Annotated in this window: 19 protein-coding genes; 10 read left to right on the top strand and 9 right to left on the bottom strand. The window is 29.0% G+C overall.

What is annotated here, in order from left to right; translation table 11 throughout:
- Positions 1-195: hypothetical protein (locus ACRC8M_RS01675; RefSeq protein ID WP_438527543.1), on the bottom strand; the 195-nt coding region annotated here is incomplete at its 3' end.
- Positions 196-332: 137 nt separating this feature from the next.
- On the opposite strand from ACRC8M_RS01675, the gene ACRC8M_RS01670 reads away from it, so the two are divergent.
- Entirely contained in the window at positions 333-566 is a 234-nt protein-coding gene (locus tag ACRC8M_RS01670) for a hypothetical protein (RefSeq protein ID WP_023051294.1), read from the top strand.
- A 20-nt stretch (positions 567-586) separates the two neighbouring features.
- On the opposite strand, the gene ACRC8M_RS01665 is transcribed toward ACRC8M_RS01670, so the two are convergent.
- The 3 genes from ACRC8M_RS01665 to ACRC8M_RS01655 all read right to left on the bottom strand — a co-directional run bounded on the left by ACRC8M_RS01665 (position 587) and on the right by ACRC8M_RS01655 (position 4453).
- A complete protein-coding gene (locus ACRC8M_RS01665; protein ID WP_438527542.1) occupies positions 587-1984 on the bottom strand; it encodes a diguanylate cyclase domain-containing protein in 1398 nt (465 codons plus the stop codon).
- Between the two features lie 86 nt (positions 1985-2070).
- Complete coding sequence (gene pap, locus ACRC8M_RS01660) at positions 2071-3519, bottom strand: polyphosphate:AMP phosphotransferase (protein WP_438527541.1); 1449 nt, start codon at positions 3517-3519, stop codon at positions 2071-2073.
- 22 nt (positions 3520-3541) lie between these two features.
- Positions 3542-4453, bottom strand: a complete 912-nt coding sequence (locus ACRC8M_RS01655) for a GTP pyrophosphokinase (protein WP_438527540.1) — start codon at positions 4451-4453, stop codon at positions 3542-3544.
- Between the two features lie 355 nt (positions 4454-4808).
- Here ACRC8M_RS01655 and ACRC8M_RS01650 point away from each other — a divergent pair, with 355 nt between their 5' ends.
- A complete protein-coding gene (locus ACRC8M_RS01650) occupies positions 4809-6122 on the top strand; it encodes a sodium-dependent transporter (RefSeq protein ID WP_438527539.1) in 1314 nt (437 codons plus the stop codon).
- A 19-nt stretch (positions 6123-6141) separates the two neighbouring features.
- On the opposite strand, the gene ACRC8M_RS01645 is transcribed toward ACRC8M_RS01650, so the two are convergent.
- Positions 6142-7488, bottom strand: coding sequence for an MATE family efflux transporter (locus tag ACRC8M_RS01645; protein WP_438527538.1), 1347 nt, complete (start codon positions 7486-7488; stop codon positions 6142-6144).
- Positions 7489-7624: 136 nt separating this feature from the next.
- Entirely contained in the window at positions 7625-9055 is a 1431-nt protein-coding gene (locus tag ACRC8M_RS01640; protein ID WP_438527537.1) for an amino acid permease, read from the bottom strand.
- Positions 9056-9286: 231 nt separating this feature from the next.
- On the opposite strand from ACRC8M_RS01640, the gene malX reads away from it, so the two are divergent.
- Genes malX through ACRC8M_RS01625 form a run of 3 tightly spaced genes read left to right on the top strand, consistent with a single transcriptional unit; the run spans position 9287 to position 13323 of the window.
- Positions 9287-10825: a maltose/glucose-specific PTS transporter subunit IIBC gene (gene malX / locus ACRC8M_RS01635; RefSeq protein WP_438527536.1), complete on the top strand. Its 1539-nt coding sequence runs from the start codon at positions 9287-9289 to the stop codon at positions 10823-10825.
- 55 nt (positions 10826-10880) lie between these two features.
- Positions 10881-12035 carry a MalY/PatB family protein gene (locus tag ACRC8M_RS01630; protein WP_438527535.1) on the top strand — a complete coding sequence of 385 codons (1155 nt, stop codon included), beginning with the start codon at positions 10881-10883 and terminating at the stop codon, positions 12033-12035.
- Positions 12036-12063: 28 nt separating this feature from the next.
- Entirely contained in the window at positions 12064-13323 is a 1260-nt protein-coding gene (locus ACRC8M_RS01625) for a helix-turn-helix domain-containing protein (RefSeq protein WP_438527534.1), read from the top strand.
- A gap of 34 nt (positions 13324-13357) precedes the next feature.
- Here ACRC8M_RS01625 and ACRC8M_RS01620 read toward each other — a convergent pair whose 3' ends face one another.
- Entirely contained in the window at positions 13358-14764 is a 1407-nt protein-coding gene (locus ACRC8M_RS01620; protein WP_438527533.1) for a hypothetical protein, read from the bottom strand.
- A 308-nt stretch (positions 14765-15072) separates the two neighbouring features.
- Here ACRC8M_RS01620 and ACRC8M_RS01615 point away from each other — a divergent pair, with 308 nt between their 5' ends.
- From ACRC8M_RS01615 to ACRC8M_RS01605, 3 genes are read left to right on the top strand one after another with little or no spacing between them, the layout of a single operon-like run.
- A complete protein-coding gene (locus ACRC8M_RS01615) occupies positions 15073-16365 on the top strand; it encodes an ABC transporter substrate-binding protein (protein ID WP_438527532.1) in 1293 nt (430 codons plus the stop codon).
- Positions 16366-16373: 8 nt separating this feature from the next.
- Positions 16374-17249, top strand: coding sequence for a carbohydrate ABC transporter permease (locus tag ACRC8M_RS01610; protein ID WP_438527531.1), 876 nt, complete (start codon positions 16374-16376; stop codon positions 17247-17249).
- On the top strand, positions 17249-18064 hold the full coding sequence (locus ACRC8M_RS01605) for a carbohydrate ABC transporter permease (protein WP_438527530.1): 816 nt from the start codon (positions 17249-17251) through the stop codon (positions 18062-18064). The genes ACRC8M_RS01610 and ACRC8M_RS01605 overlap by 1 nt, the downstream gene beginning before the upstream one ends.
- A gap of 151 nt (positions 18065-18215) precedes the next feature.
- Here ACRC8M_RS01605 and ACRC8M_RS01600 read toward each other — a convergent pair whose 3' ends face one another.
- Both ACRC8M_RS01600 and ACRC8M_RS01595 read right to left on the bottom strand, forming a co-directional pair.
- On the bottom strand, positions 18216-18803 hold the full coding sequence (locus ACRC8M_RS01600) for a retron system putative HNH endonuclease (protein WP_438527529.1): 588 nt from the start codon (positions 18801-18803) through the stop codon (positions 18216-18218).
- Between the two features lie 2 nt (positions 18804-18805).
- The gene (locus ACRC8M_RS01595; RefSeq protein WP_438527528.1) at positions 18806-20008 is read right to left on the bottom strand and encodes an AAA family ATPase; all 1203 of its coding nucleotides are present in this window, start codon (positions 20006-20008) and stop codon (positions 18806-18808) included.
- 234 nt (positions 20009-20242) lie between these two features.
- On the opposite strand from ACRC8M_RS01595, the gene ACRC8M_RS01590 reads away from it, so the two are divergent.
- Together ACRC8M_RS01590 and ACRC8M_RS01585 are read left to right on the top strand one after the other, a co-directional pair.
- The gene (locus ACRC8M_RS01590) at positions 20243-21754 is read left to right on the top strand and encodes a glutathione ABC transporter substrate-binding protein (RefSeq protein ID WP_438527527.1); all 1512 of its coding nucleotides are present in this window, start codon (positions 20243-20245) and stop codon (positions 21752-21754) included.
- Between the two features lie 12 nt (positions 21755-21766).
- On the top strand, positions 21767-21968 hold a 202-nt coding region (locus ACRC8M_RS01585), incomplete at its 3' end, for a creatininase family protein (protein WP_438527526.1).

Below are 21968 nucleotides of genomic sequence, written 5' to 3'. Positions count from 1 at the left end.
ATCTTCCATCTCATTTAAAATTTCAGCAGCACCGCCTGAGTTTAAAACAGTTTCACTAATTGGAATTTTATAGGCAATGTCTCGAATATACATTGGAACAATGTCAAAACCAAAATGAGTTTTTAAGTGAATATAGCTTTTAAAAATAAGATCTAAGTCATTGCCATTTTTTAATAGAATAACAACTTTTTTCATAATGAAAATCCTCCCGATAAAGATATTTACATCTGTATGTTCTGAAAAAAAATGAAAATCCTTTAAAATTTAAATAAATTAAAAGGAATATTGTTTATTTTTTGTAAAATGTTTATAATAATTATGAGGTGATAAAAATGTTAAATTTCTTTAGTTTTAAAAGGATTCAAGAGATTTTTAAAAATATAGCTAGAAACATAGAGTTGATTTTTGAACAGAGAGAGGGACGGAATGAGTTTTGTAAAATATGTGGAAAGCGAGTTCCAAATAGTGATTTTTCAGAGCAGTTTGAAGATGAAGGGGAACTGAGTAGCAGATGTCTATATTGTAATAAAAAGTTTATAAAAGCAAGAGAGAGGGTTATGAAATAATCCTCTCTCTTTTTCCTTTTCTATGGTTTCTCTACTTTAATTAAAAACTCAGAATCTAAACTATATACATAGGCACAGTTTTTTCCCAGTTCCTTAGCTTTATAAAGAGCTGTATCTGTTTTGTTATATAGCTCAAGATAAGTACAATCTCTATTTTTTATAAAAGTTACACCGATACTAGATGAGATATTCACTTTATTCTCTTCATTAGAATATGTAGTGTTCATTAAAATTAAAAGAGTTTTAATTTTTTCTAATATAATTTTTTCGTTGGTATATTTTTTTATAAAAATAGCAAATTCATCTCCACCCATTCGAGAAACAATACAATCGGAGCAGAAAAGATCTTTTATTTTATCAGCAGTTTCTTTAATAACTAAATCGCCCGTAGGGTGACCAAGAATATCATTTATAGCTTTAAAGTTATCAATATCTAGAAGTATAAAAACTGATTCATATTTAGCAAAATTTTTATATTTTATAGAATTTTCAAAAAATTGACGATTATTTAAACCAGATAAATAATCCTCATTTAAAGATTTTAAGATTGGCTGTAACTCATTTTTTTTATTTTTTTCAAATTTTTTAAAAATTAATATAAAAAGTTTGATTATTATAAAAATTATAATAAATATATTGATCCAAGTATCGACAAAATACGTAGATATATTTAGATGAGTCACTATATACAAATTTGTTAATGGATCTTTTTTAAAAGCTACACAATGTAGTTTAAAATCATTTGTTTCAAAAAAAACATTTACAGTAGGATTTTTAGCCAAATGTTGTTTTAATTTATTAGTAATTTCATGATTTAAGTCAGAATCCATATCAATTATATTCAGATTGCTATCTAAAATATGTGTGCTGTATGTTTTATTTGCAGCAGCATATTTATTTTTTAAATTAAAGATATCAGAAAGCGTAATTGATGAAAAAACAGCACCAATAAAGTCATTGTTGTCATCTAACATAGGGTGAACTATAACAATATTTTTATCGTTAGTTGTTTTACTTGTGATTATATCACTTATAATAGTTCTTTTTTCTTTTTTTACCTTTTTAAAATAATCTCTACTTGAAAGATTTGCAAGACCTCCTTCTAAAGAACTTGAAGTATTTCCATTCTTATCCATTATTGCAAGCATAAGAAGATTGTAGTTTTCATGAAAAGGTTCCAGTGAAAGAGCTCTTTTTTGGATAGAGATGTTATTATTTTTAATAGAATCTATTTCTGAAATGGATTTTATGAGTAATATTTGGTTATTAAATTTATTATTAATTTCAATAAAAGCTTGGTTGTTAAAAAAAACAGCTAATTCCTGTCCTCTAAATAAAATTTGATTAGCTGATAAAAAAAGAATAATGGCAATTATTAAATACATTATAAAAAAAATTAGTTTATTTTTTTTGTACATAATCTACTCCATAAATTAAAATATCAAAACGACTGTTATTTTAACATAGAAGTCGTAAAAAAGCAATTAATTTAATGGTTAAAGTATTATTTTATATTATATAATTGTTTTTCAATTGTTTTTATAATCTTTTTTAATACAAAAATTCGAGCATAATATTTATCATTAGCTGGGACAACATGCCAAGGACTAGATATAGTAGAAGTTCTAGAAATCATCTCCTCAATGGCATCTTTATACTCTTTCCACTTTTCACGATTTCTCCAATCCTCCTCAGTTATTTTCCATTTTTTAGAAGGAGTATTTTCTCTTTCTTTAAATCTTTTTAGTTGTTCCTCTTTAGAGATTTGCAACCAAAATTTAATAATAATAGAACCATTATTTACCCATTGAGTTTCCATATCAGTAATTTCTTGATAGGCTCTTTTCCACTCATATTTAGTGGCAAAATTTTCTACTCTTTCAACAAGAACTCGTCCATACCATGTTCTATCAAAAATGGCAATATGTCCATATCGAGGGAAGGATCTCCAAAATCTCCAAAGATAGTGCTTACTCTTTTCCACATCATTTGGAGCTGCAATGGGTATAACGTCATAACCTCGAGGATCCATTTTTTCAACAACTCTTTTAATATTCCCACCTTTTCCAGCAGCGTCCCACCCCTCATAAGCTATTATAACTGGAATACGTCTAGTGTATAGTTCGTGATGAAGGTCTGAAATTTTATTTTGTAGTTTTACTAACTCCTCTTTATACTCTTTTTTATCAATAGTTTTAGATAGGTCTACATCATCTAAGGAGTATGGCTTTTTATAAGGAAGAAGTACGTCATTAGGTCTAACTTCTTTTTGATTTAAATAACTTTCTATTTTTTCAACAATTATTCTAAAAACTTCAGATTTTGCTCCATATAAACTATTTGAAGAGACAATATTCCAACCACAATCATAGTTGTTAGTTCTTTCTATAATATCTTCCCAACTTTCAATGATAGATTTATAATTAAAATTTTGTTTCCAGGCATAAGGTGTGACCTTCCATGATTTAGCTGGATTTTTTTTAGCTTTAAAATATCTTTTTTTCTGAATTTTTTTAGAGACATGAAGAAAAAATTTAATAATTAACATTCCACTTCTAAGAAGAGAACGTTCAATTTTATTTACCTCTTTACATCTTCTAGTAATATCAGTTTCCTCTTGAAAAGCTAAATCATACCAAGATTTATCAAAAATATGAAACTCTCCTTTTCCAGGAATATTCTCTAAATACTGTTTTAGTGGAAGATTGTTTTCTGCTAAGGGATGATTGTGGTTAATAACACGATATCCTCTAGGGTCTAAAGTTACAAGAATTTCATTTATAATAGCACCTTTTCCTGAAGCTTCAAGACCTTCAAAAATAATTAAAATAGGAATTTTTTTCTCTTTACCAACTCTTTGAAGCTCAGCAAGTTTTAATTTTAATGGCTCGATGGTTTTGTGGTACTCTTTTCCCTTCATTTTTAAACAGCTTTCATTATTTAAAATGCCCATAAAAAACCTCCTTATTTTCTAGTTATAATTGCTTTTCTCTATAATCCAGAAGATGTTTAATCATGAGATCGTAACGAGCTGGAAATTTTTTACTACCATTTCCAAAGTATTTTTTCATAATTTCTAAATCCTCTATTTTAGAGAAATCTTCTAATGTGTTTATATCGTTACTATGTAAAAGAGTTATAATTTTTGGACTTATTCCTTGAGAGAAAGAGATGTTGAATTTTTTATTTAAATACTTTCTTAAAGATGTAGAGTTTATCTCAATCTCATGTAAAGCATTTCCTTCAATAGTATTTACAACTTTCTTTTCATACTCTGTTATCTCTTTTGAAATACTTTCAAACTCTCTATCTGCAATCTCTAAAAATCCAGCTAAAAGTTTGAATCTTCTTTTTATATCTGTTGGAAGTTGTCCGCTAAATTTATAATTTTTATCGTGTTCCACTTCAGCCCAAGCATGTTGGAGTATTGTCCTAACTTGAATTTCAAATTTTAATCCTTCAAATCTTTCAAACTCAGGGAGTTCTAAAAGAGTTTTAGGAAGAGATGCAACTAAGTGAATAGATTTATATCCTACTTTATCCTCTCCCAATGTGTCACTTTTATCAACGCTATTGCTTTCATCGATTATAAATGTATGTCTTAAAAAGTGTTCCACAATTTTAGTTTCACTTTCTAAGAATGTGATGACTCTAAGTCCACATAAATCAGTTGCTTCATCAACACAAGAATAACCTTTTCGTTCTATTTTTTTTTGAAAACTTTCTCTAGTTTTAGCTCTACTAGTAATTGAATGATAGATAATCTTTTCTTTTTCAAAGGACTGCTTTAAAAAACGTTCTAATCTTTTTCCCAATTTACGATAAAGCTCTCTATTTTTTTTGTAGTAGTTTAATAGTTGAAATTGATTACAGTTAATTTTTTCCATAGTTACCTCGCTTAAAAAAATAATATCTACATATAGTTATATCACAAAAATAAAAAAATCCTTGTTTTTTTTATTGTATAATGCTACAATAACTCAAAATAATTATTCTTAGGGAGGTGTATTAAATGAAAAAGCAATCAAATATCTTGAAAATTAATACATCTTTAACAGAAACAGTTTTATTTTGGTGGTGGCCATAGTTAGTTTGTAACCTGAGAATGCAGGATACAAACTTATTTTAGCTTGGTCAAAAACTAAAAAAGATTGTATCTGATAGATTAAAATGAGAAAACATTTATTCCACAGATATATTTCTGTGGAATTTTTTTTTATAAAAATTAGGAGGTGTATTAAAGTGAACGACAAAAGAGAAAAGTTTAGTAACAGAATCGGATTTATTTTATCATGTGTAGGAGCAGCCATAGGACTTGGAAATATTTGGCTTTTCTCTTGGAAGTTAGGAACTTACGGTGGAGCAGCATTTTTGATACCATACTTTATATTTATGGCACTATTTGCTTATATCGGATTAGTTGGAGAGATATCATTTGGAAGAATGATGAAAAAGGGTGTTTTAGGTGTTGGAAAACTTATGGAAAAAAAAGGGGTACCTTTTGCTAAAGTTTTACCACTTGTTCCAATCGTTTCTGTAGCAGGAATATTTACATTCTATGTAATAGTTTTTGGATGGATAATAAAATATTTTGTGACATATTTAATTGTAGATATGAGTACCTTAAATTATGAGCAATATTTTGGAAGTTTTACTGGAAATATAGAATCTATATTCTGGCATTTTGTAGCTGTAGTTTTAAGTGTTGGAGTAATCTCTTTAGGAGTTATAAAAGGAATTGAGAAGATAAATAAAATTGTAATGCCACTTATGTTTATAATATTCTTTGGGCTTATGGTAAAATCTTTAAGTCTTCCTGGAGCTATGGAGGGAGTTCAGTTTTTATTAAATCCAGATTGGAATAAACTTTTAAATCCAGTAACTTGGGTTATGGCTTTAGGACAAGCATTTTTTACAGTGGGAGTAAGTGGATCGGCACTTTTAGTTTATGGAAGTTATTTAGATAAAGATGTAAATATATCTGTAAGTGTTGTTCAAACATGTATTTTAGATACTTTAGCAGCACTGATGGCTGGATTTATAATTATACCAGCAGCTTTTGCTTTTGGTTATGGACCAGGAGCTGGACCGAGTTTACTATTTATAACACTTCCATCTGTATTTAATAATATGGTAGGGGGGAGAATTTTAGGAATAGTTTTCTTTCTGAGTATTATATTTGCAGCTATATCTTCAGCAATAAATCAATTAGAGGTTCCTGTGGAAGCAGTTATGGAGAAGTTTAATATATCTAGAGTAAAAGCTAGTGTGATAGTTGGTGGAATTTTATTTCTAATAGGATTACCATTAGATTTAGATATGAATCTATTTGGAACTTTTGCAGATATAATGACAATCTATTTAATACCTCTTGGAGCTATTATAATTTTAGGATTCTATTTCTATGGAATAGATTCAAAATCGATAGAGTATGAGATTGATTTAGGAGCAAAGCATAAAGTAGGAAAGTATATTGTAAAAATAGGAAAATATATATTTGTACCTGGAGTATTGATAATTCTGATATTAGGAGTTTTATACGGAGGTATAGGATAAGAAAATCCCCAAGAGAATATCACTCTTGGGGATTTTTATAAAATTTATTACGATATATTTTTATGAATATTCCTGCTTCAATGGTCCATTGAAGTGATGTAATCCACCAAAAATATGTAACAGGCATTCTTTTTAAATAGATAAAATAGTACATTAAAGGTAATCGAATGCACCAGTTACAAAATAGCACTATTCTAAATGGAGTTTTAGTATCTCCCATTCCTTTAAGGGCACCTGAGAGTACCATATCTATAGCTGTAGGAATCTGTTGAATAGATCCAATCATAAGACAAGCAGCACCAAGAGCAATAACTTCAACTTCGTCACTTTTTATAAATAATCGAACTAAATTTTCTGAGAAAAATAAAAAGATTAAAGAGAAAAATCCCATGACGATACAAGCTAGAAGTAAAGAGGTATTAGCGTACTCTCTAGCTCCTTTTAAATCTTTTTCACCAATACTATGTCCAACTAAAGAAACTGCAGATATTGCAAATCCCCAGCCTGGCATAAAAGAGATGCTTTCAATGGTAACAGAGATCTGGTTGGCAGAAAAAGCTAAACTTCCAAGCTTCATAACCATCATAACACTTAAAAGTCTTACGATACTAAAAGCCCCTTCTTGTAATCCAGATGGAACAGCTAAATCAACGAGCTCTTTTAAATAGTTAAAATTCACTTTATCTTTTAAAGATATTTTAAATGGTAGTTTTTTAAGTTGACTTAAGATAAATAACAAAGCACAGATATTTCCAATTGTAGTAGCAATAGCAGCTCCTTCAACTCCGAGCTCAGGAAAGCCAAACTTTCCAAATATAAGGGTATAATCTAAGGAAAGATTCACTATATTTAAAATAGCGGCTCCGTAAAGAGGGGTTTTAGTATTTTTACACCCACGGAAAACACCATTTAAAAGATTTGTGACCATATTAAAGAAAAGTCCAATAGAACATATTCTCATATATTTATAACCTAGAATTAAGACATCCCCTTTAGCTCCAGCTAAACTCAATATATTTTTTGAAAAAATAAAGAATATTAAAAAGACAAGAATAGCTATAACACTACCAATTTTAACTCCTAAATTAGCCATTTCTTCGGCTTTTTTATGTTCTCTAGCTCCAAGACAACGAGCTACGATAGATGTTATAGAAATAGATAGTCCCATGGTAATTAAGATGTTGATAAAGGTATACATAATTTCAGAACTAAATCCAACAGCAGAAACAGAGATTTGCCCACCATACTTTCCAACCATAAGTGTATCAAAAACCCAAATTAACATATAGAGTATCATTTCACCGACAGCGGGAATAGCTAATTTTATAATCTCTTTTGATCGATTCAAAAATTCACTTTTAATCATAAAAATTCACTCCCCTTAGCTTTTATAAAGCGTCTAGATTTTATCACAAAAACTATATGAAAGTCAAAAATTTGCAAGATAGATAAAAAGGAGCCTATAATATGATAGGCTCCTTTTAAATTTAATATAAAATCTTCTATTTATTTGTCTTTCTAGCTATTTTAGGGAAGATAAGTCCAAGTCCAACTAAAACAATTGGTGTTAAAATATTAAGAGTAATTTGGAAGAACCACTCAGAACTAAATGTTTCAATATTTTTAGGGAAGATACCCATTAAACAAGCAAATGTTGTAAAGGCAAAACACCAAATTCCGATAGCTGTTGCAATTTTATCATTTTTAACAAACTTAAATCCAGAACTATCACTTAAAGCTTTGTTTTTAATGAACCCTCTAAGCCCAATGTATGCTAAGAACACCCATAAGTATCTAAGTGGCATAACAATTGAGTTTAAATCAAGGAGCCAGTTATAAAGATTGTTCATATCTCCAATACCAAGTGCTGGAATTATAATTAGGATTCCAACAAGTATAGCTGTCAATTTATATCCATTAATAGGTGCTCCATTTTCATTTGTTTTAGTAAATGCAACTGGTATAAAGTTCTTATCCCCTTCTCCAATTAATATTTTAAGTGGAGCATCAATAGAGAACATAAGTGCTGATATTTGAGATAGAGTGTTAGCTACAGCATATAAAACCATAAGTGCGTTTCCAACACCGTAGTACTCACCTAAAAGTTTAAATGCGTAGTATTGACCATTCATTTTTAAGTCAGCAGGAATATTTCCACTGTTAAACATGATTCCCATAGCAAATGAACCAAGTAGTGCTGACATACCAACCATAGCAGCAAGTGCTAACATTCCCTTAGGGAAGTTTGTGTGAGGATTTTCAACGTCTTTAACGTATGGAGAGATTTTCTCGCATCCACCAACAGCAAATACTAACATAGATATAGTAGTAAAGTATGTAAAGTCAAATTTAGGCATAAATGTTGACAGTGACCAATCAGTTGTAGCAGGGTTTATACTCATAAGAGATGGTGCAGCAACTGTTAATAAAATATATAAAATACCCATGAAGAACATAGATGTTCCAGCAAGAGCTCCAATTCTTTTTAAAGAGTTCATACCTTTAGATGATAACCAAAGGAAAAGTAAGAAGATTCCTAAAACAAAACTCTGTAAAAGTAAAGGATTAAAAGTTTTTATCATATCTCCATTTTGAAAGAAAACCCAACTTAAAGCAACTAATGCACTTTGAGGTTTTTGTGCTAAATAAGGGATGTGAACAACCCAATATGTCCAACCAGCAAGATAAGCTATCATAGGTCCATAAGTTGAACCAACCCAACTTGAAACTCCTCCAGCTTTGTGATCAAACACAGATCCCATCTCTCCAACCATAAGTGCATATGGTAAAAAGTAAAGAGAAAGAATTAATACCCAAGAAACTACAACTGTTAAACCTTGGTTTGCGTAGTTATTAACAACGTTACCAAATCCCCAAACAATTGTGAATCCCATCATAGCTAGCATACGCCAGTTTAATTTTTTTGATTCCATAAATCTAGTACTCCTTTTTTGTTAAATATTTCACTTTAATATGTACAATTGTACAATAAAGCAGTACAAAAATCAAATATTTTTTTCTTATGCAGTATAATGAAAAGTAATTTTCATAAATAAAACTATTAATTTCTTTCAAAAAATTATGAAAAAGATTATGAATTGAACAAAAGTATTTTTATATGTACAATTAAGCATATAAAAAAAGTTTTAAGGGGAGTGTGTCAAATGACTACCAAAAATAGAATAAGTGCATGGGAGTTTTTCCAAAGTTTAGGAAAAACATTTATGTTGCCAGTAGCTTTACTAGCGGCAATGGGAATTTTACTTGGAATAGGTGCTGCCTTTACAGGTGGAACAACAATAGAGATGTTTCCATTTTTAGGAAATAGTTTCTTACAAGGTATATTTAACTTTATGATAAAGATAAGTTTAGTTGCATTTTCATTTTTACCACTTATGTTTGCTGTGGCAATTCCACTGGGAATGGCTAGAGAGAATAAAGAGATTGCGGCTTTTGCAGGACTTATGGGTTATATTGCAATGCAACTTGGAACAAACTTTTACTTAAATGAAACAGGACTTTTGAAAGTTGTAGATACAAAGATGGTAATGGGAATTCAAAGTATCGATACAGGAGCATTGGGAGCATTGATCTGTGGAGTTATAGTTTTCTTTATCCACGAGAAGTTCCAAAACATTGAGTTACCAGATGCTTTCTCATTCTTTGGAGGAACAAGATTTGTAGCTATTGCAACAGTTTTAATAATGTCAGTAGTAGGACTTGCAGTACCAATGGTATGGCCTTTCTTTGCAGCTGGAATAAATAAAGTTGGAGCAGCGATTAATGGAGCTGGACCATTTGGACCATTCCTATTCGGAGCTGGAGAGAGATTACTTCTTCCATTTGGACTTCATCATATCTTAGTTGCAACAATAAGATTTACTGAAGCTGGAGGAACTTATGTGACTGCCGCTGGAGAAACAATTCACGGAGCACTAAATATATTTTATAATCAATTTGCACAAGGAGCAGAGTTTGTATCTCCAGAAGCAACAAAGTTCTTATCTCAAGGTAAGATGCCAACATTTATGTTTGGACTTGCAGGAGCAGCTTTAGCAATATACAAATCAGCGTACTTAGAGAATAGAAAAAAGATCAAAGGGCTACTGATATCAGCAGTTGTAGCATCAGCAGTTGGTGGAATAACTGAGCCAATCGAATTTATATTCCTATTTATAGCACCAGTTCTTTATGTGTTCCACGCAATTATGACTGGACTTGGGTTTATGGTAATGGGACTTTTAAAAGTAGTTATTGGAAATACTGATGGAAACATAATAGACTTCCTAGTATTTGGAGTATTCCAAGGATTCTGGACAAAATGGTTCTACGTAATTCCTGTGGGAATTATCTGGTTCCTAATTTATTACTTTGTGTTTAAATGGTATATTGTAAAGTATGATATTCCAACTCCAGGAAGAGATAACTCAGCTCAAGCACAAGAAGCAGTTGATAGTGGAGATATCGCTGGGTACACAGCTAAAGTTATGTTAGAGGCTTTAGGTGGAAAAGAGAACATTGTAAGTTTAGACAACTGTATTACAAGACTTAGACTTGTAGTTAAAGATGCAAGTATAATAGATGTAGAAGCTGTTAAAGCAGCAGGTGCAGTAAACGTAGTAAAACTAAATGATACAAATGTACAAGTTATAATTGGACCAAAAGTTCAAGTGTTAAAGAAACAATTACAAAAGTTAATGTAATAAAATTCGGGGGGAAGTAATCCCCCCTTTTATTTAGAATATTTTAGGAGGATATATGAATTTTGATGAAATTATAAATAGAAAAGGAACTTACTGTACTCAGTGGGATTATATAGAGGATAGATTTGGACCTGGCACAAAGGATTTAACTCCGTTTTCTATCTCTGATACAGATTTCAAATGTCCTCAAGAGATTTTAGATGCAATAGTAGAAAGAACAGCTCATGGAATTTTTGGATACTCACGTTGGAATCACGAGGACTATAAAGGTGCTATAAAAAATTGGTATAAAAAGAGATATGCTACAGAGATAAATAGTGACTGGGTTGTATATTCACCAAATGTAATCTATAGTATCTCAATGTTACTAGAGGAGTTACTTGGAAAAGATGGGAAAGTTATGACCCATACTCCAAGATATGATGGATTTACAAAAATCTTAAAACCATATGACCTTTTTGAAGTGACTTTAAAAGAGGATAAAAATGGAGAGTTTCATACAGACTTTGATAAAATAGAAGAGGGATTTAAAAGTGGAGTTAAGGCATTCTTACTTTGTAATCCTGAAAACCCAGTTGGAAAGGTTTGGAAATATGAGGAGTTAAAGCAACTTATAGATTTATGTGAAAAATATGATGTAGTTTTAATCTCAGATGATATTCATATGGATATAGCTAGAAGAGAGGTAACTCCAGTATTAAAAATAGATACTAAAAGATGTTTAATTGTAAGTTCAGCATCAAAAACTTTTAACACACCAGCTCTTGGAGGGTCATATACAATAATTCCTCAAGATAAAATTAGAGAGAAATTTGTAACTCATTTAAAAGAGGTAGATTCACTGTCATCTCCAACAATTTTTGGAGTGCTATCAACAATGGTTGCATATAATAGTTGTGGGTATTGGGTGGACGAGCTAAATAGTTATCTAACTAAAAACTGTGAGTATGTGGAAAAAGAGTTAAATGGACTATATGGAATTAGAGCTAATGTTCCAGAGGGAACATATCTTATGTGGATAGATTTAAAAGATTGTAACATAGATATGGATAGATTTAAAAAGTCACTTATTGAAGATGGAAAAGTAGCAATTATGTCTGGAGAAGCCTATGGAGATAAGGATAGAATCCGTTTAAATGTAGGATGCCCACTATCAAAAGTTGAGATAGCTGTTAAAGGGATAAAAAGAGCTATTGAAAAAGTTAGATAAGAAAGCTATAATATCTTAGGTGATGTGAATGAGTCTAAAAAGAAAAGAGTTAGAAGTTTTAAACCTAATAAATATAGGGAAAACTGTGGATGAGATTCTTTTTCAAATGGAAACAAGTGAAAGAAATCTAAGATATATGATTGATAATCTAAATTTTTATCTGAAGAAAATAGTGGATAAAAAGATAGAAAAGGATAGAAAAAAATTGCTAATTCATCTTAGTGAAAGTGAGTTAGATAGATTTTATAAAGAGATTTATAGAAATTACTATACATTAGAACAAGAGGAAAGGGCAGAGTTTATACTTATGACCTTTCTTTTTGTAAAAGATGTAAGGCTTAGTTTTATAGAGGAAAAGTTAGAGATAACAAGAGCTACTCTGAAAAAGGATATAGAGGCTTTAAATGAGAGCTTAATAAAGTATAGCTTAAAGTTAGAATCAGAGAAAAATAGATTCTCTATAGTTGGAAATGAAAAAAAGTTAAGACATTTGAAAGCTTTAAAATATTTAGAGTATTCTAATATGAAAATGACTCCTTTAGATGTAGGGTATATTTTTCAAAATGTGGATAGGAGTATGTTAAAAGAGTTAGAGAGAGTTATTCTAGGTATTGGAAAAAAGTTTTCAGTAGAGTTCAAAGAGGATTTTATAAAGCTTATGAAGGTGTTTTTATACGTTTCTTTAGAAAGAGTTAAAGAGGGGTATGTTATAGACAGGAAAGCCAATTATAAATTTTTAGTTAATACTGCTCACTATGAAATAGCAAAAGATAGCTTGGAAAAATATCTAGATAAAGAGCTAAGTTATGAGTTGGTACATATAACAGAGTATTTTATCAGTGGTGGAGTAACTGAAAATATAGAGGAGTTAAAAGAGAGTATTGAAAAATATTCAGATGGTTTGATTTTATTTTTAGAAAAAAATCTAAATAGTTCTTTAGATTATACAGAACTAAAATCGAAACTTATGGGATATTTAATACCAGCTATATATAGACTAAGAAATAATTTTAGTATAAAAGAGGGTGGAGAGAGAGATGAGATTTTCGCTTTAGTGGAGAGATACTCTAAAGAAGAGAGTTATTTACCCGAGAAATTAACTGAGAACGAAATTTTTCATATAGCTAAGGAGATTATAATTTATATAGAGAATGAGAAAAATAGAGTAATAAGCTTGAAAACTCTTCTAGAAATTATAGTGAGAAATAGCGAAGGAATAAATAGTGAAAAACTTATAGAGGATTTAATGGAACAGTACGGTAGATTGATAAAAATAGACATAAAATAAGGACCTATAAAAGGTCCTGAGAAATAAAGATTGTTTACATTGGAAGGGTTAAATACTCAACTTCTAAATTATCTAAAGAGTTTAAAAGAGTTTCTTCAAAAATTCCAATAGATTGAATTTCATTAAATTTTGCAAAATCATTAAATAGATTTATATTTATAAAATTAGTTATAGTTATATTATTATCTATTTCTATTTTATCTTTTAATTGTTCTAAAAGATATCTAGGAATTGAATTATATACTATGACTAATTTTTTTTCATCTTCTTTGTTATTTATAGAATTAATATAAAGGTATAAAGAAACTACATCTGTAAAAGAGATATTCCAATATATCTTTCGTAACTCTTTAAAAAGTTTTATAGATCTTTCAATAGTCAAGTCATCCAAATTTAGATTCAAAAATGACATTTCAAAAATAGGTAAGTAGTGTTTTTGTTTACTACAAAAAGATGTTCTAGATAGGAATCTCTCTAGAAAAAGATCTCTTTTTAAATCTAGATTTAGGCTATTTTTAAAAATATTTTTAAAAGTAATAAAATGATCTTTTATGAAAACATTTTCTTCTGGAAAAAGTCCTTTAGAAATTTTTAAAATATTGATAAGAAAATGAATATCTTCAAAAGATATCTGCCCTAAAAGGGAAGTTTGAAAAAAGTTAAAAATATCTTTCAATGAATTAGATTTAAATATATTTTCAAAGTACATTTTAAATTTGTCTAAACTATTTAAATTATTTTTTATTTGATTTTCATAAGATGTATCATCATCTAAAAATTTGAAACTTATATAAAAACTTTTTAAAAGTTCTCTATTGTAAAAAAATGAGTCACAATTAGCAATAGAGATAAAGTATTCTATTTGTTTTTGTAAAATATTATCTATCTCAGAATCATGAAAAATATGTGAAAAAGATTGGTTGAATATACTTGGTAAGTAAGTTTCTTCAACTAAGTATTTATAAATATACGTACAAAGAGCTCTTTTTATATTTATAAAATCGCCTTCTAAAAAAATACCTTTTCCAGAAATACTACGAATATCTAAAGAATATATTTCAATGTTTTTTTTAACAGCTACAAGATCAACATTTAATGTTCTTCTAGATACTCCTAAAATATTTGATAAAGATTGGAGGTTTAAAGAACTTTTTAAAAGTAGATGAAGTGTAAGAAAAAAGATTCTATCATCTTTTGAAATGTTTTGCTCTTTTTTTAGAAAAGAATAACAATTATTTTGATTTAAAATAGAATTAATTATTTCATCTGTTTTAGATACATATATGTTATGTGGAACTATTTTTTGAATTTCTTTTAAATAAGAGCAGATATTTGCTCTGTTTACATTTAAAAAGAGCTCACAAAAATCTAGACTCTCCCCTTTAGTAAACTCCAGTAGTTTAAATAATCTCAAATGTTTGGCATTAATGCTGAGTGCCATAAACTTATCTCCTTCTTTCAATTGTTATAAATCTATGTCAATTATATCGATTTTTTATTCACAAGTCAAACGTTTTGGAAGTTTTTTAAAAATGAAATAAAAAAAATTCAAAAACATGTGGTTGTTATAAAGATTATTAGCAGTTTTTGAAAAAAGAAAAAATCTAATCTATAACTTTTTTAACTTAGGAAAATTAATTTGTTTAAATTTATTATATATATTTGATTTTTTACAAATAGAGTTCTATAATTGTAAAAAATGTCATTTTTATTTTTCAAGTGACTACTATTTATACTACGGAGGTTTTTATGAAGAAAAAATTATCAGTTCTTTTTTTTATGGGTCTTGGTTTAGTTGCGTGTGGAACAAAGGAAGATAAGAATGAAACAGTAAAAGTAGATGAAAATTCTAAAAAAGTATTAACAGTATGGGCTTGGGATAAAAATTTTAATGTTCCTATAATGGAGAAGGCAGCAAAGATATATTCTGAAAAAAATTCAAATATTGAGATAAAAGTAGTTGATAATGGTAGAGATGACATTGAACAAAAAATACATACAAGTTTATCAGCTAATGCTATAAAAACATTACCAGATATTGTTTTAATAGAGGATTATGCGGCACAAAAATTTTTAACATCATATCCAAATTCATTTATGCCATTAGATGATATTATTGATTACAATGAATTTGCTAAATATAAAATACCACCTATGACAGTGGAAAATAAAACTTATGGAGTTCCTTTTGATAGTGGAGTAACAGGACTTTTTTATAGAAGAGATTATTTAAAGGAAGCTGGTATTTCAGAGGAGAGATTACAAAATATAACATGGCAAGAACTTATAGAGATTGGAAAAGAGGTAAAAGATAAAACAGGAAAACAGCTGATGGCTGATATGGCATTACATGATCCTGGAATAATTAGAGTTATGATGCAATCAGCAGGAAGTTGGTATTTTAATGAAAAAGGTGAGGTAGATTTTACAAAGAACGAAGCATTAAAAAATGCTATTTTAACAGTAAAAGACTTATTTAATTCAGGAGTTGTAAATCAAGCTTCTGGTTGGGGAGAGTGGGTTTCGAACTTTACATCTGGAGACGTAGCAACTATCTCTACAGGTGCTTGGATAATAGGAAGTATAAAAACAGAAAATAGTCAAAGTGGGAAATGGGGAGTAGCACCTATCCCAAGATTAGAGGAGACAAAATCTGTAAATGCATCTAATTTAGGTGGATCTAGTTGGTATATTTTAAATAAAGATAATAAAGAAGTTGCAGCAAAGTTTATGAAATCAGTATTTGCAGAGAATAAAGAGTTTTATAATGATATTTTAACTGAAAGAGGAGCTATAGGAACATTTTTACCTTCTCAAACTACTGTAGCTTACGAAGCCTCAGATGTATTTTTTGATAATCAAAAAGTTTATCAAGAATTTTCAAAATGGATGAAAGAGATTCCATCTGTAAATTATGGAGTTTATGTTAGAGAAGCCGATCAAGCTGTAGTTAGTGTTTTAAAGTATATAGTTGAAGGACAGATGAGTGTAGAAGAGGGATTGGAAAAAGCTGAAGCTCAATTAAAATCTCAAATACAGTAGGTGATGATATGCTAAAAAAATTATGGAAAGAAAAGAGAGAAGGTTGGCTATTTATATCTATTGCATTAATATTATTTCTGTTTTTTTCATTATATCCAATAGTAGATTCACTGATTCTTTCTTTTTATACATCTAGAGGTATTGTATATAAATTTAATGGTTTTGGAAATATAAAGAGATTATTTCATGATCAGATGTTTTATACTTCTTTAAAAAATACAATGATATATCTAATTATACAAGTTCCAATAATGTTAGTATTAGCTATTTTTTTAGCTACTTTATTGAATTCAACTAAATTGAAATTTAAAAGTTTTTTTAGAACATGTATTTTTTTGCCATGTGTGACATCGTTAGTAGCGTATTCAGTTTTATTTAAAATGATTTTTGCAGAAAAAGGGTTAGTGAATAATATTTTAATGAAAACAGGGATATTTCAAACGGGAATACCTTGGTTAACAGATCCATTTTGGGCTAAAGTTACAATAATTTTAGCTCTTCTTTGGAGATGGACAGGGTATAATATGATATTTTTCTTGGCTGCACTTCAAAGTATACCAAAAGATATGTATGAAGCAGCAGATATAGATGGAGTAAGCAAAATTAAACAATTTTTTTATATTACAATACCCCAGTTAAAACCGATACTATTATTCACTACTATTATGTCGACAATAGGAACATTACAACTTTTTGATGAACCTATGAACTTAACTATGGGTGGACCAGCAAATTCCACTATGACAATCTCTCAATACATTTATAATGTATCTTTTGTTTATGCACCTAACTTTGGTTATGCAGCAACAATATCATACACTGTGGTGTTGATGATTGCTTTATTATCTTATATACAATTTAAACTTGCTGGAGATGATGCATAATGAAGAGAAAAGTAAAAGTAAGTTCGATGTTCCAATACCTATTTTTAGGAATTGCTTCATTTTTTTCAATATTTCCATTTTATTGGTTAGTTGTGGGCTCAACTAATAATAATACAGATATTTTAGGTGGAAAGTTATCTGTAGGTAAGATGTTTTTTGAAAATTACAATAATTTAATAAAATTTGGTGGTTTTGAAAGGGCTTTTTTAAATACTTTAAAAATAACTATTATATACCTAGTTTTAACACTTCTTATAACATCTTTAGCAGCTTATGGATTTGATAAGTTCAAAAGTGTAAAAACAGAGGTTATTTATAAAATATTTTTACTTTCTATGATGGTTCCATTTGCAGCAATGATGATACCACTTTTTAGAATAATGGTTAAGTTAAGTTTAATAGATAGTTTATTAGCAGTTATACTTCCAGGATTATCCTCCATATTTTTAATCTTTTTCTTTAGACAGAGTTTGAAGAGTTTCCCTATTCAAATAATAGAATCTGCGAGAATAGACGGAGCTAGTGAGCTAACAATATTTTTTAGAATAGTTTTGCCACCTATGAAACCAACTTTAGCAGCAGCAGCAATTTATGCCTTTATGACTCAGTGGAATAATTATATGTGGCCTTTAATTGTTTTAAGAACAAATGAGAGTAAAACAATAACATTGGCGTTATCCTCTATGTCATCAGCGTATTTTGTAGATTATGGAATGCTTATGTTAGCTATTGTTATAAGTACAATACCTATGATAGTTATATTCTTTAGCATGCAAAAAAGTTTTGTACAAGGAATGACAGGATCTTGTAAGTAGATTATTTTTTATAGTGATTGTAATCATTTTGATTTGACTAAAATGGAATAAGAGTATAAAAAATAAGATCAGAGTTCTTAATCAAGAACTTTGATCTTATTAATTTTTTAAGTTAGAATTTCATAAAGTTGGTAAAATAATTATAGAGCGTTTAAACAGATGCAATACTATCCTTATTTTCAATCATAAACTCTTTTAGAGTTCTAAACTCACCATCTGGTTCTAAATAGTCAATAGAGTATCTATTTCCTAATATGAAATTTTTCCTAGCCTCAGCTAATCTTTTATCATTTAGGTTTAGTAGATCAATTGTTACCTTAGCTTTGTCATAATCAGTTCCTATGGAATTTTTAGGTCTTACCTCTCCTGTTTTAATATCATATGTTAAAAAATCTTGTGGATTTTCTAGAACTGGATTTATAAAATCGGGGCTCCACTGGCTTCCTTTACTATTCCCACACCTTTTAGAACTTTTACAAGCAACTATAAGATTGTTAAAATTTTGAAATTCATTAGGAAATAAATTTTTTGGCTTAATATGTTCCGTCTCACTTGTATCTACATCTATTTCAATTTCACAATATGGACAGCATAACTCTTGTTCTTCAAAAAGAGAGTATCCTCTAAGTTGTTGCTTTATATCACGATAAGAATCGTATTGTTCCCAATTAGAAAGTGGATGTTTCTTTTTAAACTCTTGAAAAAATTTAGGCTCAGGGGTTTTATTAACTTTGAACAAATTTATTCCCCCCTTTGCTCATTTTGCTTTTTCTTAATGTTAATATCCATTTTAATCAGCATTAAATCTTGATCAGTTCCTCCTAGAGTAGCAGTCATTTCTTTCATTAAACTTTTAAAATCCTCAGAATTATACTGGTTATTATCAACTAGTTCTCTTAATTTTCTTAAAGATCTAAAAACATTTGGATCTCTTGTTGTTTCAAGTCCCATAATATCCTCTAAAATTCTATCTACAGGTTGACCTAAAGAGCTATAAAGCTCCTCATCTTTTAAAGCTTTTATCTCTCCGTTTTCATCTCTAGTTAGAATTATAAGGTTTTCTTTAGGAACACTTCCTAATATATGAGGAGAGTGAGTTGCTACAATAATCTGATTATTTTTTCCTATTTTTTTATATACTTCAAGGATTTTTTGTTGCCACTTTGGGTGTAAAGATAGTTCTGGTTCATCTATTAAAATAATAGAGTTTTCAGGTTCTAACATTTTTATTGCTAAAGTTCTTACAAAAAGTTGCTTTTCACCAGATGATAACTCGTTTATATCGAACTCTTCACCTGTAGAATTTGAAAAAATAGGCATGCTTCTTTCATCCCTAGAAAGCCCCTGTAACTTTATATCTAAATCTAAAATTGAAAAGATATTATTGATCTCTTTAGCTACCTTTTCTCTAACCTCTTTTCCAGTTAAATCTTCCTCTGTATTGCTAATATAAGTTACTCTCGTGGCTATATATGAAGCTATATTCGAGATTAAGCCTGTATCTACAATATTTAAAAAATTATAGTGTCGTTCTAACATATTAGTTTGTGTTTGAATGCTTTGAAAATTAATTTCTGTTGGAATATATATAATTTTAGGTAAAACTTTTAAATTGTTTTTAAGTATCTGATAGTTAGAATTTTCAGGGTTATTTTTTTTATAATATTCATAAGAGGTTAAATAATTTATAAACTCCCAATTGACTTGTTCTTTAACTTTACTTTCATCTTTTTCAAATAGAAACTCTATAGAGTTTGTTAAATCATTATTATAATAAATCTGTTTATTAAAATAATCATAGATATATTTTAAAAGATTTGTTTTTCCACTTCCATTAATACCTGCAATAACAACGGTATCAAGAACTTCATCGTTATCAGTAAAATCTATCTCTAGATTTTTTAAAACTTTATGGTTTTTAAAATGTATATTTTTTACTTTCATTTTTCACCTCTTTTGGATTAGTTTTTTAATGTTCATTTATATTTTACTTTATTTTTCCTTTGAAATGAAGAAAAATCTATAAATTTTGAGGTTATATTCACAAAAGTGAAAGTTTTTTTAATTAGTTACCCCATATATAAACCTTATTATATTCTTATATAAGACAACTTTATAAAAATATGTTATTATTATTTTTAAAAAAAAAAAAAGTTTTTCAAAATATGGGAGGGGATTATGATTAAAAAAATATTTTTATTAATTATTGGGATACTTACTCTTTTAGGATGTGAAAAAAAGGAGGAGAAGAAAGAGGGAAAACCTCTTGTTATAGTTCAAGGGTCAGATGCAAGAACAATGGATCCACAAAAAGCTATTGATACTCCAAGTGTAAGAGTTTATAATCAAATTTATGATGGGCTGTTAAAAAAAGATAAGGATATGAATATTGTTCCAGGATTAGCAGAGAGTTGGGAAAAAATTGATGAGAGAAAAACTATTTTTAATTTAAGAAAAAATGTGAAGTTTCATAATGGAGAGACATTGACAGCTAAAGATATTAAATTCACATTAGATAGAATGAAAAATCAGCCTACTGTTTCTTTTCTTATAAGTGAAATAGAAGCGGTGAATATAATTGATGAGTATACAGTGGAGATAGTAACAAAAGATGGTTTTGGACCACTACTTAGCCACTTATCTCATCCTGGAGCTGTTATATTAAATGAAAAAGCAGTGACAAATTCTAGTGAAAAATATGACCAAAATCCGATTGGAACAGGACCGTATATTTTTGATAAGTGGTTAGCAGGAGATAGAATATTTTTAAAAGCTAATCCCGACTATTATTTAGGGAAAACACCAATTGAAAATATTGTAATAAAGTCTATTCCAGAAGGAACAAATCGTACAATAGCCTTAGAGACTGGTGAAGCGGATATAGTTTATGATGTTGAACCAGTTGATATAGATAAGATAAAAAGTAATGAGAATTTAAAGTTTTTAATGGAACAATCTTTAGGAAATGCTTACTTAGGATTAAATACTCAGCATAAACCTTTTGATGACGTAAGAGTAAGACAAGCTATTGCTCATGCTATAAATGTTGACGATATAATAGAGGTTGCATATAAAAATACTGCAGTTCTAGGGAATTCACCATTAAGTCCAAAAATTCCAGGATATAATAAAGATGTTAAAAATTATGAGTATAATGTAGAGAAAGCTAAAAGTCTTTTAGCAGAAGCAGGATACCCAAATGGATTTAAAACTTCTATTTGGATAAGCGATAACACAATTAGAAAAGATATAGCAACAATTTTACAAGATCAATTTAAAACAATTGGAATAGATACAACTATTGAAACTCTTGAATGGGGAGCATATATAGATAGAACTGCTGCAGGAGAACACGATATGTATATTTTAGGATGGATAACTGTAACAGGAGATCCTGATTATGGTCTATATCCGGTATTCCATAGTTCAGCTCATGGAAGAGCAGGAAATAGATCTTTTTATTCAAATGCTACTGTGGATAAGCTTCTTGATGAAGCAAGAGTTTCAACAGACCAAGAGAAAAGAATGGCTAATTATAAAGAGGCTCAAAGAATAATTCAAGAGGAGATACCATCTGTAACTATGGTTTATAATAATCAAAATGTTGCTACACAAAAATATGTAGAAAATTTTGTTTTACATCCTACAGGATATTTTGATTTATATAATGTAAAATTTTCTAATAAATAAAAGAGGTGAACTATGAATATATCAAATACTCCAGCTAAAGATGTTATAAACTTTATGAAGAAATCTCCAATAGCTATAATTGCTATTGGAAGTATCGAGTACCATGGAGCTCAAGCTCCCCTTGGAACAGATTACATAATACCAGATTATATAGTATCAAAATTATCTTATAGGGATGATGTTTTAACTCTTCCTCCAATACCTTATGGGAACT

The sequence above is a fragment of the Cetobacterium sp. genome (assembly GCF_051653945.1).
In the GTDB taxonomy this organism is placed as follows: Bacteria; Fusobacteriota; Fusobacteriia; order Fusobacteriales; family Fusobacteriaceae; genus Cetobacterium_A.
The sequence above is the reverse complement of the archived record's forward strand: the minus strand, read 5'-3'. Positions and strand labels throughout refer to the sequence as shown.

Bases quoted from the DNA above. Each gene is read 5' to 3' on its own strand.
- ACRC8M_RS01595 (WP_438527528.1), bottom strand. From the start codon at position 20,008: ATGAAAGTAAAAAATATACATTTTAAAAACCATAAAGTTTTAAAAAAT.
- ACRC8M_RS01625 (WP_438527534.1), top strand. From the start codon at position 12,064: ATGAGTCTAAAAAGAAAAGAGTTAGAAGTTTTAAACCTAATAAATATA.
- ACRC8M_RS01590 (WP_438527527.1), top strand. From the start codon at position 20,243: ATGATTAAAAAAATATTTTTATTAATTATTGGGATACTTACTCTTTTA.
- ACRC8M_RS01605 (WP_438527530.1), top strand. From the start codon at position 17,249: ATGAAGAGAAAAGTAAAAGTAAGTTCGATGTTCCAATACCTATTTTTA.
- malX (WP_438527536.1), top strand. From the start codon at position 9,287: ATGACTACCAAAAATAGAATAAGTGCATGGGAGTTTTTCCAAAGTTTA.
- ACRC8M_RS01620 (WP_438527533.1), bottom strand. From the start codon at position 14,764: ATGGCACTCAGCATTAATGCCAAACATTTGAGATTATTTAAACTACTG.
- ACRC8M_RS01670 (WP_023051294.1), top strand. From the start codon at position 333: ATGTTAAATTTCTTTAGTTTTAAAAGGATTCAAGAGATTTTTAAAAAT.
- ACRC8M_RS01610 (WP_438527531.1), top strand. From the start codon at position 16,374: ATGCTAAAAAAATTATGGAAAGAAAAGAGAGAAGGTTGGCTATTTATA.
- ACRC8M_RS01645 (WP_438527538.1), bottom strand. From the start codon at position 7,488: ATGATTAAAAGTGAATTTTTGAATCGATCAAAAGAGATTATAAAATTA.
- ACRC8M_RS01665 (WP_438527542.1), bottom strand. From the start codon at position 1,984: ATGTACAAAAAAAATAAACTAATTTTTTTTATAATGTATTTAATAATT.
- ACRC8M_RS01640 (WP_438527537.1), bottom strand. From the start codon at position 9,055: ATGGAATCAAAAAAATTAAACTGGCGTATGCTAGCTATGATGGGATTC.
- ACRC8M_RS01655 (WP_438527540.1), bottom strand. From the start codon at position 4,453: ATGGAAAAAATTAACTGTAATCAATTTCAACTATTAAACTACTACAAA.
- ACRC8M_RS01630 (WP_438527535.1), top strand. From the start codon at position 10,881: ATGAATTTTGATGAAATTATAAATAGAAAAGGAACTTACTGTACTCAG.
- pap (WP_438527541.1), bottom strand. From the start codon at position 3,519: ATGGGCATTTTAAATAATGAAAGCTGTTTAAAAATGAAGGGAAAAGAG.
- ACRC8M_RS01615 (WP_438527532.1), top strand. From the start codon at position 15,073: ATGAAGAAAAAATTATCAGTTCTTTTTTTTATGGGTCTTGGTTTAGTT.